This is a genomic window from Trueperella sp. LYQ143 (assembly GCF_046599595.1).
Classification (GTDB): Bacteria; Actinomycetota; Actinomycetes; order Actinomycetales; family Actinomycetaceae; genus Trueperella.
In genome coordinates this window covers 43,724-56,848 of the sequence record NZ_JBKIWR010000015.1, presented here as the reverse complement: position 1 = coordinate 56,848, position 13,125 = coordinate 43,724, and the positions used below count along the sequence as shown (strand labels likewise).

Below are 13,125 nucleotides of genomic sequence, written 5' to 3'. Positions count from 1 at the left end.
CTAGCGCTGTGCCGTCGTTTGCTTCTAGCTCGGCGTCCTACTGTGAGTGGTGGATGCGCCACGTCCACGGAAGGATAAGAGCCGTCGTTTGCGGTCGCTTTGCGCGGCAACGAATTCTTCGGGCGCAATCGGTTGTGATCGCCGCCCGCGACGGACGGATTTAATTAATCCCAAAATAAAGATGCAACCGACGACAGTGGTGATGACCAGCGTCCCCACATGCTCCCAATCGGCGCGAACTCGGATTGTGAGGGTGTGCGGTGTTCCTACCACCTGCCCGCTGGTGTTCGTCAGCTCTACCCGAACGGAAACATTGCCGGATCCGTGCGCGTTGACGGGGACGGAAACAGAGGTTGTGGTATTCGCGGCAAGCGTAGCCGATATCGGTTTGGGTGCGCGCAGCCGATTGTCTTGGCTGGTGAGAGTGACAACGACGTTAACTGGCTCGTCGAATCGGTTACGAATAACAATTGGGAGGGCTGAACTCTCAGAGATCAGGTTAATTGTCGAGCTGGCAGTAACTTCGATCTTGTTGAGCTCGCGAGAGCTAGGCAGAAGCCCATTGCTGTGGTGTAGGCGAAGATTCGGGTGTTCTCGCCACGATACCGCCAGCAGGGTGCGCGCCTGGTGTTGAGCATATTCCATGTATTGCGTGCCGTGGCCTGGGAAAATTGCGGCAAATTCTTGGAACATGCTGAGGTTGTGGTCGATATTCTGGAGCTGATCTGCCAGGAGTTCCCCGAGATTTGCTTCGTTTCGGGTGCGAAGATCGCGGTGTTCTGGGCTTGGTGCACGGTCAGTAATATCGGATAGCGAGGCAGGTTTAACCCACGGGCTTGCCAGTACTTCTCTAACTACTTTCGCCGTATCCGTATCGACGTTGCGCGGTAGCTCGATAACCACTGAGCGCTGTTTATTCGGTAATTGCCGGTATTGCATTGCCGACAACGCGATGGCGGCCTGTTGGGTATCCAAAGAATCAAGTTTTATGGTTTCTCCGGAGGGATCGCTCAGATTCCCAAGAACGGCTTGTGAGAGCGCATTATTTGATACAACGACGGGAATGTTCTTATCCAAAAAGACGCTCCCGTGTGCATCTGGGGTGTAGGTGAGGGTATCTGCGGGAGTAACCCACTGATCTGAGGCAAGAATCGTCATGTGCAGATCACGGGCTGCGCGAATGGCTGCGTCGGAGGGAGTATCCCAGGGTAGATACACCGCATTGCGAGCGAAATCCTCGGCCTGTGTGATACGCCCCGCATCAGCTAAAGCCATGAGATCAATATCGTAGGTCGGGAGCGGATAGACCTGCGAATACTGCGGTTTGACGGAGAATTGTGGATCAGCGAGGAAACTAACGCCGGCCATATCCCAGCTTTTCACCAGATTATTACGGGATTTTTCGGCGTTATCCCGATCAGTATTCCAGGTGGATTCTGCGCGCGAATCAGAATTGAAAGCGTATTGGACGGCTGTTGGCATTGTGCTTAACGTGGTGTCAATGACGGGCACGGTTGCCGTTGTCAGCGTTGGAGTAACCGGATTTTCTGGGGTGGTGATGACGATAGAGCGGTCGGTGAACTGATCCCAATCGTCAGTATAAGCTGCTACTTCGATACCTCGTGGTCCCCACCCAAATTCACTGTGTGACCAGGGCAAATTCTGATATGGAATAACAATGGTGTGGTGCAGGCTTTGATAAGGATTGACGGTTAAATCGCAGTTCACGCTGTATAGCCGCACCGGATAGCTGCTCCCATTGAACCAACGGTACATCTGCGAGTTCGTGATGATGGTTGTGCTTTGGGCGTTAATATCCATCCAGGACATGTGCAGTGTTTCCTGCGTGGGGTTGGTGATCTCAATCGTAATAGAGAGATCGGTGTGAGCGGCAAGCGTGGCAGACCCCAGGCTTGTGATGTGCAAGGACGGCTCGGTAGCTGAATCTGTATTTGGGCGCGAGGGAGCCGCTGGCGTGCTCGGCTGGGTTGTTGCGGGGCGTTGCTGCGCTAAAGAGGTGGCGGATGCCGGCGCCGCGCTCAGGGGGTGAGTGGTAGGAGCATTTGCCGTGCCAAAAGCCATCGGCGCATCTAATCCAAGAAATGAGCCAGATACTGCCAGGGCGATAGCAAGGCTGGCGATAACCGTCTGAATAATAGGAATCCGACGACGGTGCAGGCAGCCTGTATGTGAGCGACGCGAGCGCCAAGGCTGCCAATGCGACCGGAAAACGCTGGTGGCGTGCACTGCGGCAGTGAGGCATTTAGTCAGAGCCAGAAGTATGCCCGCTGGTCTTTCTGCTTTCTGCTCTCCCAGCGGAGCAGCCGTGGGATCTTGGGTGGACGGCCAGTGCCTGCGCGACAATCGGGATTGTTTATCTGACGTCGGTTCATAATGCAAAGATGGGCGATGAGATGGGGAAATATTGGCAGAGCGCCTCAGGTTTTTCATGAGCGCTCCCCATACAGAATTGACCGCGCCATCCCGATGATTCGTCGCTCATTCGGATACGCTAGGCGGCCAGACACTTTATCAATATGGACCCATTCCACTCGTTCAGCTTCATGGTCGGGGTCGTTTTCCACGGTTAACGTCCCCGAGAGAGCTTCGAGGAGGAAATGATGCACGACCTTATGGACTCGGCGATCTGATCCAGAGAACCAATAATCAATAGAGGATAGATGGCACAATACTTGCCCGAAAATCCCCGTCTCTTCGCAGACTTCCCGAACTGCGGCCTGCTCTGCCGTTTCCGTGCCTTCAAGGTGCCCTTTTGGCAGGCACCATTCCAGGCGCCCACCCCGATTACGTCGAGCAATTACGGCCACGTAGGCTTCCGCATCAAAAACCGCAACGATAACCCCGCCTGCTGAGGTTTCGTGAACCACAGGCGGGAACGGACGACGCGGGGGAACTCCGTGTCGCCTTCGGCGCGGTCCCCTGGCGGAAGGAACCGGATGAATGCTCGACATACTATTTTCTACTGTCAGTGATATAGGTCTGCGAAGATGTGCATACCTGTGCTTTTCTGGCACTCTTGAAGAGTGACGACAAAACCAGACACCACATCCCATCAGACGACGGCCATCACTGGAATGAACCAGCGTGCCCAGTTGCTCGTCCAAGGGCAGGTGTCCTTGAATAAGCTTCCTCGGGCAATTCTTGAACTAGGATCTATTTTCGCACGTTCCGGAGAAGAATTGGCGTTAGTCGGTGGTCCGGTTCGGGACGCTTTTCTTGGACAACCGATTCACGATTTTGATTTCACTACCTCGGCGCGCCCGGATAAAACCGCTCAGTTACTTGATGAGTGGGGGGATACGACGTGGGATATTGGCAAAGAGTTTGGCACAATTGGGGCCGCTCGCTCTGGGCTTGTGGTGGAAGTGACAACCTATCGGAGTGAATCCTACGATCCGCACTCCCGCAAGCCAGAAGTCGTTTATGGGGACAGCCTAGAAGGCGATCTGACTCGTCGGGATTTTACCGTCAACGCAATGGCTGTTCGCTTACCGCACATGGAGCTGGTTGATCCGTGCGGGGGTGTGGATGATCTCATCGCCGGCGTGTTGGAAACTCCGGCTCCAGCAGAGCAATCTTTTGACGACGATCCCCTACGAATCATGCGGGCGTGCCGTTTTGCCTCGCAACTGGATTTTGACGTTTCTGAGCGGGTCATGCGGGCTATGGCCGATATGGCACAGCGATTGAGCATTGTTTCAGTGGAACGGATCAACAGCGAATTAACTCGGTTAATGACGGGCATACATCCACGTAAAGGCTTGGAGCTGATGGTGGAAACCGGCGTGTGCGATGTTGTTTTGCCGGAATTTTCACAACTGCGAGATATTAGTGACGAGCACGGCCGCCATAAAGACGTTTTCGAGCACACCTTAACCGTGCTGGATCAAGCCATTGAGCTGGAAACTGAGGCTGACGGGCCGGTTCCGCGGCCAGATTTCATTCTGCGATTCGCTGCCCTCATGCACGATATTGGCAAACCGGCTACTCGTCGATTTGAACCAGATGGCACAGTATCCTTTTATGCCCACGACATCGTCGGTGCTCGACTAACCAGAAAACGGATGAATCAACTGCGCTTTGATAAAGCAACAACGAAAGCCGTATCCCGACTCGTGGAGTTGCACATGCGATTCCATGGATACGGAGATAGTGCCTGGTCGGATTCTGCGGTTCGCCGATACGTCACCGACGCTGGAGAACTGGTTGAACGCCTCAACCGTCTCACCCAAGCGGATTGCACAACGCGTAACCGACGCAAAGCGGCGCGAATTCTTCATGGGATTCATGATCTGGAACGGCGGATTGCGGAACTTAAAGCCCAAGAAGAAATTGACGCGATTCGCCCGGATCTCGATGGCACACAGATTATGGAATTACTCCAGTTGCCGCCTGGTCGGCAGGTTGGTCACGCGCGTAAATTCCTTCTGGAACTGCGAATGGAAGAGGGGCCGCTCGGGGAAGCAGAGGCCACTCGGCGCCTTTTGCAATGGTGGGAAGAGAACCGCCCAGATCGGGCGGAGATGGAAGTGTCGGATGTGGTGGCGGATAGGGAGGCTGCTTTGCATCCGGCTACTTCAGATAGGGCTACCTCGGATACCGCCACCTTGGATGCAGTCACTTCGGATACAGCTAATACAGACGCGACCACTTCATGAGCCAGCCTTTCTCCCAAATTGGCGTGATCGCCCAGCTTAGGGCGTGCCTCGGTTACCGCTCCTACCGGCGATTATTGCTGGTACGGCTCATCTCCCAATGCGGCGACGGCATGTTCCAAGTCGGATTAGCGACCCTCTTTTTCTTCTCCCCACAGCATGCCGCCACGGTAACCGGAGTAGCTGGTGCCTTCGCGGTGCTCCTCATTCCCTTTACCGTGGTTGGCCCGATTGCGGGCCCGTTCCTTGATCGTTGGCGTCGGCGCAATGTGCTGTATTACGCCAACAGTTTGCGTATGGGATTAGCTTTAGTGATCGCAATATGTATTGCACTATCGCCAAAGAACCCAGTGATTTATGTACTAGCCCTCATCACCTTGGGGATCAATCGTTTTCTCCTGTCAGCGCTATCAGCCGGTCAGCCGCATACCCTGCCTGCGCACCTGCTGGTTATGGCAAATTCGATCACCCCAACCCTGGGATCTATTTCGGCTGGATGTGGGGCTGGCGGTGGCTTTCTCATTAGCCTTTTTGCCAGCGGGGCGGTGCGCAACGTCTTGGCATTGGGGATGGCAGCCATCTTGTTCTGTGTTGCGGCGCTATGTGCATTGCGACTATCCGCCGACGAGTTAGGCCCGAATCGGCATGCCGTGACGAATACTGCGTGGGAGAGTTTGCGTCATACCGTGACGAATATGCGGATAGCGACGCGATACCTCCGGGCGCGCGGCACCCCTTTTTATGCCTTAGGTGTGATGGCGACCCAGCGTTTCCTGTACGGGATGAACTTCATTTCTTTGCTGGTAATGAGCCGACATCTCTTGGTTAAATCGGGGGACATCACGGCAGGGTTAAAGATTTTTGCGACGATTGCCGCTATATCTTTTGTTGGAAATGCGCTCGCGATTCTGGTAACTCCGGCGGTGTGCCGGTATTGCCAACCAGCGTATTGGATTGTGTCGTGCTTGTGCTGCGGCATGATCTCTCAACTGCTGTTGGCAACAAGCTATGCTCGGCCAGTGCTGTATGTGAGCGCGGTATTACTAGGTTTTGCCGTCCAAGGCGGAAAAATTGCAGTGGATTCTATTGTGCAAAGCGATACGGAAGATCATGTTCGCGGTCGAGCCTTCGCCCTCTATGACATGATGTACAACGCGAGCTTTGTGGCGGCAGCCTTCCTGGCAGCTCTCACTCTCCCGCAATCAGGATGGCAACCGAAACTCTGCCTCGTTTTAGCAGCGGTCTACCTCGTTGCGGCTGGATGCTATGCCCGCGCAATCCGTCGTGTGGGCAACGCACCACGCTAATTTTCGCCGCTCCCTACTCCTGACGCATAATGTAGCCCATTATCAGAACATGAGAAGATAAGCCTATGAGTATTTCTGAGTCAACTTCTGCTGCTGAGTCATCGGATGTGGTTATCGAAGAAGTTGTTGTCGAGCCAAAAGACAATGACACGAACGGCATTATTATCCTCGCCGTCCTCGCACTGATGACCGTGGCAGGCCTTGGCCTGCACTTTATTGCCCCAGTTTTCACCCCGATTTTCTTGTCGTTCACGCTTGTTTTAGCCGTTCGACCTGTTGGGCGTGGGCTGATCCGGCGGGGTGTGCCCTCGTGGATAGCTTCCTCTTGCGTCATTATCGTATTGATTATTGTTGTTTTTGGGTTGCTGGGGATTACCGTTTTACTGCTGACTCCCGTTCCGCAGACGCTCATGAATTACTCGGAGAATTTCGAAGTAATAACCAAACAATTGATGGATTGGCTGGAAAAGCACGGATCAAAGACGATTGATCTGCAGTCTTTCCTGGAGCAATTGAACTTCAATTCACTGATTTCGATGGCCCTAGATCTCGTCGATAAGCTCACATCCTTTGGCGGGCTTATCATGATCGTTATCGTCGCGGCCTTCTTCATTGCTATTGATACCACGGTGACGGCTCGACGCTCCTTACTGGTCAACGAGCGGCACTCCAATATTGGTCGGGCGATGAAAGAATTTGAGCGGCGTGTGCGCTCCTACTGGCTGGTATCGACCTTCTTCGGTCTGATTGTGGCGGTAGTTGATGGTGCGGTTTTGCAGATAATGGGTATTCCCCTTGCCTGGACGTGGGCGTACTGGGCGTTCATCACGAACTACATCCCGAATGTGGGATTCATCGTCGGTGTTACCCCACCGATGGCAATGGCATTGCTGGATCAAGGGTGGCAGTCGATGGTGTGGGTGCTCGTGCTGTACTCCGTTATCAACGTCGTTATCCAAACCTTTATTCAGCCCAAGTTCACCGGAGATGCCGTGGGATTATCCCCGACGGTCACTTTCGTCTCCTTGGCGGTGTGGACCTCCATCGTCGGGCTATTGGGATCAATTTTGGCAGTGCCGTTGACCCTCTTTTTCAAAGCTCTTCTTGTGGATTCGGATCCGAAAGCTCGCTGGCTGGACGCATATCTCGTATCAGAAGCAGATATTACGAAACGTTTAGACCGAGGTATGTACGCGCCAGAAGACGAGGACGAGGAGGAAGAACAGCCGCGTCCTCGGAATCGAAAGTTGCGTATGCGGGGTCGTAAGCTCCGGTTAAAGCGGTAACGCTACTCATCACGAGGTAATCATGGTACGTACAGGGAAAAAGACCGCAAAGAAAACAACGAAGAAAAAGCGGAAAGGTGCCGGGTATCCCCGACGTGGCTATGGGCCGATTCGGCGCTGGCTCCCGTCGTGGCGGATTGTGCTCGGGTCGTTTTTCACCCTTATTGCCTTAGGTTTTGGGGCTATCGTCGGCATGTATGTGACTACTGATATTCCAGAACCAGATGATTTCGCGTTGGCGCAGACAACAACGGTGTATTACTCCGATGGGACGACTCGACTGGGATCTTTTTCCGAGTTAAATCGCTCCTCGGTGCCGTTAAACCAAGTATCCCCGTCCCTCCAACATGCAGTGATTTCCTCGGAGGATTCGTCGTTCTATGAAAATTCTGGGGTGGATCTGAAAGGCATTACCCGAGCGTTGGTGAACAATATGTTAGGAAAGCCGACGCAAGGTGGATCGACGTTAACTCAGCAGTATGTGGAACGCTATTACACGGGAACGACGACCTCGTTGCTTGGTAAGGCGCGAGAAGCGATTTTGGCGATCAAGATTGACCGCGAGCAATCCAAGGATGAGATTCTTGAAAAGTATCTCAATACGATCTATTTTGGTCGGGGAACGTACGGGATTGAGGCGGCGTCCAAAGCGTATTTCGGGGTGTCTGCAAAAGATCTGACCTTGGCGCAGTCGGCTATGTTGGCTGGAATTATTCCTGCTCCTTCGGCGTGGGATCCTGCGATTGATCCAGATCAGGCGCAGGCGCGGTTCCAGCGAGTGTTGGGGCTGATGGTTAAAGATGGCTGGATCACCCAAGCAGAAGCAGATGCGGCGGTGTTCCCGCAGGTGCTATCCCCAGAAGTGACGAATGAGTTCGCTGGAACGAATGGGTATTTGCTCGCTGCGGTGCGCGATGAACTGGTGGCGCAAGGATTTTCTGAAGAGGATTTAGCCACTGGCGGGTATTCGATTGTGTCAACGATTGATCCGGCTAAGCAGCAGGCGGCCGTGGCGGCGGTGGCGAAACTCCCGCCGGATCGACCTGCGAATAATCATGTCGGTTTGGTTTCCACGGATCCGCGTAATGGCGAGATTTATGCGCTTTATGGGGGCGCAGATTATTTGAAGCGGCAACGCAATGCGGTGACGCAGGATCGTGCGCAGGGCGGATCGACGTTTAAGGCTTTCGCGATTGTCGAGGCGATGGATTCTGGATATTCGCCGTATGATTCCTTTAATTCGCCAGGTTCATATACGCCAAAAGATGCTGGGCAAAACGTGGTATTCCACAATACTGACGGGTTGAGCTACGGTATGCAGACTATAGCTCAGATGACTGCGAAATCACTGAATACGGGGTTTATTAAACTCAATGAGAGTCTCGGCCCGCAGCGCACCCGCGATATGGCGATTCGGCTGGGGTTACCGGAAAATACGCCAGGTTTAGATGCGGGAGTGGGGAACGTATTGGGTTCTGCGTCGCCGACTGCCTTGGATATGGCGCGAGCCTATGGCACGATCGCTTCTGGTGGCACTCGTATTGATCCGCATATTGTGCGGGAGATGCGCGATAACGCAGGCAACCGAATTTATACGGCGAATTCGATGGGAGTGCCGGTTATCTCGGCAGATACGGCAACGCTGAGCACCTTTGTGTTGACTCAACCGTTGCGCCCGGGAGCTACCGGCGCGGTGGCGGCTTTGGATGATCGTCCGGTTGCTGGAAAGACGGGAACGTCATCAGGGCCGGTGTCGGCATGGTTTATCGGGTACGTGCCGCAGATGTTGACGGTGGTCAATATGTATGCGATTGGGGAAGACGGTTCGGAAGCAATTGTTGAACCTTTTGCTGGGGAGACGCAGGTGGCCGGTGGAAACTTCCCCGCGCAGGTGTGGCATGACTACATGGAGGTTGCTGTTCAGGGAATGGAGGTCAAGCAATTCCCGGACGCGACGAAGCTGATCTCGCATGTATCGCCGCAGCTAGCGCCTAAGGCGCCGACGCCAACACCGACGGTTTCCCCGACGCCTGATCCACAGCCAGCGCCGCAACCGGCTGCGCCAGCACAGCCGCAGCCGGCAAATCCGAATCCTGATCCGAATTCACCGCAGCCGGCGCCCTCGAATAATCCGAATCCAGGAGATGGGGGCACACAGCCAAAGAATCCGCCACCGTCAGGGAATGGATGACAGATAACGATAGGCGGGAGTGCGGTGTCGCAATATGCTCGCCGAACGTAGCACAGTGAGATTGGTCAGTTGTGACCAATCTCGTTGTATTTATGCGGGGTATTTCTATTAGAATTGCTCACTGACTGTGTGGCATCACGTCATGCAGCGCATGACCCTCCTGTCACGGATGGACCGTGACCGTAAAGACCAAAGGAGGTGGGTATAAACATGCGTCAGTACGAGATGATGATCATTCTCGATCCGGACGTTGACGAGCGCACGCTTCAGCCCACGCTGGATCGTTTGCTTGCCGTTGTTCCGGCCGAAGGTGGATCCCTCGATAACGTGGACATCATGGGCAAGCGTCGCTTGGCCTATGACATTAAGAAGAAGTCTGAAGGCATCTACGTCGTGGTGTACATGACGGCGACGCCGGAGACGGCTCAGGAACTCGATCGTCAGTTGGGCTTGAATGAATCCGTTATGCGGACCAAGCTGCTGCGTTATGAGCCTAAGCCGGAAGAAACTGAGTAACGAGAGGACTGCGATATGGCAGGCGAACCGAATATCACGGTCGTCGGTAACTTAACCGCTGATCCGCAACTGAAGTACACCCAGTCGGGCGCTCCTGTCGCAAATTTCTCGGTGGCGTGCACCCCGCGTTTTCGTTCGCGTAATTCGAACGATTGGCAGGCAGGCGAGACGATGTTCTTCAACTGCGCTGCGTGGGGAGCTCCGTTAGCGGAGAACGTGGCAGACACTCTCTCCAAAGGTATGCGAGTGGTGATTTCTGGCCAATTGCGGTCAGTACGTGCCTATGAGCGCAAGGATGGAACTCCAGGCGCTTCCGCAGAAATCACTGTCGATGAGGTCGCACCGTCGTTGCGCTATGCGCGCGCTGAGGTGACGAAGACGTCGAACGGTGGAATGTCGGAGTTTGGTAACGCCCAGTATGGCCAGGACAATCGTTCTGGTGGTTATGGCCAATCTGGTCACGCTTCTTATCATGCCCCTCAGGGCGGATCGATGAATGATCCGTGGGGTGGGCAGCCAGAAGGATCAGCATTCGATAATCCGCCCGGATTCTGATTCTGATTCCGACCGGCAGTAAATACTCCGGTTTATGTTCATGTGAAAGAGGATTCAAAATGGCAGCAAAGCCTGTTTTGCGCAAGCCTAAGAAGAAGTCGAACCCGCTGAAGTCGGCAAAGATTGAGGCAATCGACTACAAAGACACCGCAACTTTGCGGAAGTTTATCTCTGATCGCGGCAAGATTCGTGCTCGCCGTGTGACGGGAGTTAGCACCCAGGAGCAGCGTCAGATTGCTCGCGCCGTGAAGAACGCACGCGAGATGGCCCTGCTTCCTTACTCGAGCTCGAACCGCTGAGAAAGGGGACGTATATGAAGATTATCCTGACTCACGAAGTTGAAAAGCTCGGTCAGCCCGGCGATGTCGTCACGGTCAAGGATGGCTACGGTCGTAACTACTTGATTCCGCGTGGATATGCGACGGCATGGACGAAGGGTGCGCAGCGGCAGATCGATCAAATTAACGAGGCTCGTCGCCGTCGTATCACGGAAGATATCGAGTCGGCACGCGAATCACGCGATGCGCTCGAAGCTAACGTGTTGACGATCGCTAAGACTGCTGGTTCTAATGGTCGCCTTTTTGGTGCGGTAACTACTGCTGATGTTGCACAGGCAGCGAGCGAGGTTGCTGGCAAGGCGATTGACCGCCGCCAGGTGAATGTCAACGGCTCAATCAAGTCGGTTGGCGAATATGTTGGCTCGGTCAAGCTGCACGCTGATGTTGTGGCTACGGTGAAGATCTCCGTCGTTGCCGCAAAGTAACGCGCTCGGCTGGTGCTGAGCTGACTTCTATCTGCTTGGTACCTGCCTGATAAAACGACTGTGTCCCTCGCGCTTTCGCGCGAGGGACCTTTTCATACCCCTATTTTCATGCATGGGCTATGTGAGCTGGTTATTTTCCGGATGCATCCATTGGGTTCCATGTACTCGATAGATCATGGTTAATGCTCGTATTCCCATAAATACGACGGCGTATCCCATCCAGAGCCAGAGCAATCCAGCGCTTGCCCAGGAACGAGCTGGACCAATAAAAAGCAGTGCAATTGGAGTGAATACGGCAAGTGCGGCCAGCATATATCCAGCGAGGGGGCGGGTATCGCCAGCTCCCATAAGAACGCCGTCAAGCATGAATGCAAGTGCGGCGATGGGCAGAGTTGCAGAAGTAACCCACATGGTTCGGGTTGCCAGCCATGAGACGGCGGGGTCGTTCGTCATGATTGAGGGAATGACGAGAGAGCCGCCAATTAAGACGATTCCTAAGATGATTCCGGTACGCAAGGCATAGCGCATACAGCGATGTAAAATGCCGTGAACTCGTTGGTATTGGCCGGATCCAAGGTTTTGCCCGACGAGAATTTGAGCGGCTGTTGCGATTGCGTCCAGGCCGAAAGCGGAAAAGTTCCATACGGTCATCACAATTTGGTTGGCAGCAAGTGCAGTTGTTCCCAGTGCGGTGGCAGCCGAGATGTGAAGCATCAATGCGCCGCGCAGGCATAGTGTGCGGATGATGAGTGGGATAGCGGCGCGAACAGATCGCAGCACGCCTGCTCCGGTGGGCATGAGCGATAGCTTTGGGGCGTGGAGGTTTCGCAATCGAATAATTGCGCGGCATAGCAAGAACGCCATAAGGCTTTGCGCTATTGCCGTCCCGTATCCGGCTCCACTGATTCCACAATGGAATACATAGATGAATAGTGCATTGAGGGGCACGTTGACGCTAGCAGCAATTGTTACCCCAATAAGTGGGGTGCGGGTATCGGCAAAACCGCGCAGGGTTCCGGTGGCGGCATAGACGATGAGCATTGCGGGTACTCCCCAGGCGCACGCCTGAATGTATTGGAGGGCTTGGGTGTGGACTGCGGCGGTGGGATGGAACCAGGAGAGGATGGGAGAGGCGGCTAGTTCGAGGGTGGTGGTGATGGCTGCGCCAAGGACGGCGGCGATCCACAGTGCATCGATTCCGTGGCGTAAGGCTTGGGTGTGACGATTACTGCCAACAGCTCGTGCGGTGGCGGCGGTGGTTGCGAAGGAAAGAAAGACGCAGACTCCCACAATCGTCATCACGATAGTTGAGGCTAGGGCAAGACCAGCTAGGGGATTTGTTCCGAGCCAACCAACCATGGTGGTGTCAACTGCGACGAGAAGTGGTTCGACGATTAGGGTAGCCAGCGAGGGTAAGGCGAGCCGTCGAATGGCATGGTCAATTTCTCGTGGGGAATGTGGATCACTCATAGGAATATCCATTTTACGACCCGTACTGTACGGGACCGAATTAGCGGGTAAATGGTTGAGGAGGAGTGAGAGAGCGGGGAGCGGAAAACAGATGGAGGTGCCCGCCGTTTTTCGTAGGGAGGTTGCTGACCGCTGTGGTGGATAGTGGGTATGACGTAACACCCGTTATGCGTTCAAATAGTGAATAGATGTTTTACTATCTGGGACGCGCACTGGGGTGGCGAGGATCGCGAGAGTTGTGCCGACCTTTTCTTAGTATGTGGATAATCTGCTCTCTGTAATGTTCGCATGTTGGGTTGTTCCTACTTGATGTTTGGGCGTGTCGCTTCTGGCGTGTGGTGATTTGTGGATATATAAATTC

The 13,125-nt window shown here is 54.3% G+C and carries 11 protein-coding genes; 8 read left to right on the top strand and 3 right to left on the bottom strand.

Features of this window, described 5'->3' with window-relative positions:
- Window positions 1-24: 24 nt before the first annotated feature.
- Window positions 25-2,451 carry a DUF6049 family protein gene (locus tag ACLHIL_RS06815; protein ID WP_411297207.1) on the bottom strand — a complete coding sequence of 809 codons (2,427 nt, stop codon included), beginning with the start codon at window positions 2,449-2,451 and terminating at the stop codon, window positions 25-27.
- On the bottom strand, window positions 2,448-2,972 hold the full coding sequence (locus ACLHIL_RS06810) for an NUDIX hydrolase (protein ID WP_411297206.1): 525 nt from the start codon (window positions 2,970-2,972) through the stop codon (window positions 2,448-2,450). Before ACLHIL_RS06810 ends, ACLHIL_RS06815 begins: the two co-directional genes overlap by 4 nt.
- 123 nt (window positions 2,973-3,095) lie before the next feature.
- Between ACLHIL_RS06810 and ACLHIL_RS06805 the strand changes: the two genes are divergently transcribed.
- The 8 genes from ACLHIL_RS06805 to rplI all read left to right on the top strand — a co-directional run bounded on the left by ACLHIL_RS06805 (window position 3,096) and on the right by rplI (window position 11,294).
- A complete protein-coding gene (locus ACLHIL_RS06805) occupies window positions 3,096-4,679 on the top strand; it encodes a CCA tRNA nucleotidyltransferase (protein WP_411297229.1) in 1,584 nt (527 codons plus the stop codon).
- Window positions 4,676-5,983: an MFS transporter gene (locus ACLHIL_RS06800; RefSeq protein WP_411297205.1), complete on the top strand. Its 1,308-nt coding sequence runs from the start codon at window positions 4,676-4,678 to the stop codon at window positions 5,981-5,983. Before ACLHIL_RS06805 ends, ACLHIL_RS06800 begins: the two co-directional genes overlap by 4 nt.
- A gap of 65 nt (window positions 5,984-6,048) precedes the next feature.
- Window positions 6,049-7,269, top strand: coding sequence for an AI-2E family transporter (locus tag ACLHIL_RS06795; RefSeq protein ID WP_411297204.1), 1,221 nt, complete (start codon window positions 6,049-6,051; stop codon window positions 7,267-7,269).
- Window positions 7,270-7,291: 22 nt separating this feature from the next.
- A complete protein-coding gene (locus ACLHIL_RS06790) occupies window positions 7,292-9,460 on the top strand; it encodes a transglycosylase domain-containing protein (protein WP_411297203.1) in 2,169 nt (722 codons plus the stop codon).
- A 210-nt stretch (window positions 9,461-9,670) separates the two neighbouring features.
- Window positions 9,671-9,976: a 30S ribosomal protein S6 gene (rpsF, locus tag ACLHIL_RS06785; protein ID WP_411297202.1), complete on the top strand. Its 306-nt coding sequence runs from the start codon at window positions 9,671-9,673 to the stop codon at window positions 9,974-9,976.
- Between the two features lie 15 nt (window positions 9,977-9,991).
- The gene (gene ssb, locus ACLHIL_RS06780; protein WP_411297201.1) at window positions 9,992-10,531 is read left to right on the top strand and encodes a single-stranded DNA-binding protein; all 540 of its coding nucleotides are present in this window, start codon (window positions 9,992-9,994) and stop codon (window positions 10,529-10,531) included.
- A gap of 59 nt (window positions 10,532-10,590) precedes the next feature.
- Window positions 10,591-10,830 carry a 30S ribosomal protein S18 gene (gene rpsR, locus ACLHIL_RS06775; RefSeq protein WP_411297200.1) on the top strand — a complete coding sequence of 80 codons (240 nt, stop codon included), beginning with the start codon at window positions 10,591-10,593 and terminating at the stop codon, window positions 10,828-10,830.
- 14 nt (window positions 10,831-10,844) lie between these two features.
- Entirely contained in the window at window positions 10,845-11,294 is a 450-nt protein-coding gene (gene rplI / locus ACLHIL_RS06770) for a 50S ribosomal protein L9 (RefSeq protein ID WP_411297199.1), read from the top strand.
- A 117-nt stretch (window positions 11,295-11,411) separates the two neighbouring features.
- Here the strand turns inward: rplI and ACLHIL_RS06765 are convergent, their stop codons facing one another.
- On the bottom strand, window positions 11,412-12,764 hold the full coding sequence (locus ACLHIL_RS06765) for an MATE family efflux transporter (RefSeq protein WP_411297198.1): 1,353 nt from the start codon (window positions 12,762-12,764) through the stop codon (window positions 11,412-11,414).
- Window positions 12,765-13,125: the final 361 nt, after the last annotated feature.

Excerpts from the sequence above, each read along its gene's own strand:
- ACLHIL_RS06800 (WP_411297205.1), top strand. The coding sequence starts at position 4,676 with ATGAGCCAGCCTTTCTCCCAAATTGGCGTGATCGCCCAGCTTAGGGCG.
- ssb (WP_411297201.1), top strand. The coding sequence starts at position 9,992 with ATGGCAGGCGAACCGAATATCACGGTCGTCGGTAACTTAACCGCTGAT.
- rpsF (WP_411297202.1), top strand. The coding sequence starts at position 9,671 with ATGCGTCAGTACGAGATGATGATCATTCTCGATCCGGACGTTGACGAG.
- rpsR (WP_411297200.1), top strand. The coding sequence starts at position 10,591 with ATGGCAGCAAAGCCTGTTTTGCGCAAGCCTAAGAAGAAGTCGAACCCG.
- ACLHIL_RS06790 (WP_411297203.1), top strand. The coding sequence starts at position 7,292 with ATGGTACGTACAGGGAAAAAGACCGCAAAGAAAACAACGAAGAAAAAG.
- ACLHIL_RS06815 (WP_411297207.1), bottom strand. The coding sequence starts at position 2,451 with ATGAAAAACCTGAGGCGCTCTGCCAATATTTCCCCATCTCATCGCCCA.
- ACLHIL_RS06810 (WP_411297206.1), bottom strand. The coding sequence starts at position 2,972 with ATGTCGAGCATTCATCCGGTTCCTTCCGCCAGGGGACCGCGCCGAAGG.
- rplI (WP_411297199.1), top strand. The coding sequence starts at position 10,845 with ATGAAGATTATCCTGACTCACGAAGTTGAAAAGCTCGGTCAGCCCGGC.
- ACLHIL_RS06805 (WP_411297229.1), top strand. The coding sequence starts at position 3,096 with ATGAACCAGCGTGCCCAGTTGCTCGTCCAAGGGCAGGTGTCCTTGAAT.
- ACLHIL_RS06795 (WP_411297204.1), top strand. The coding sequence starts at position 6,049 with ATGAGTATTTCTGAGTCAACTTCTGCTGCTGAGTCATCGGATGTGGTT.
- ACLHIL_RS06765 (WP_411297198.1), bottom strand. The coding sequence starts at position 12,764 with ATGAGTGATCCACATTCCCCACGAGAAATTGACCATGCCATTCGACGG.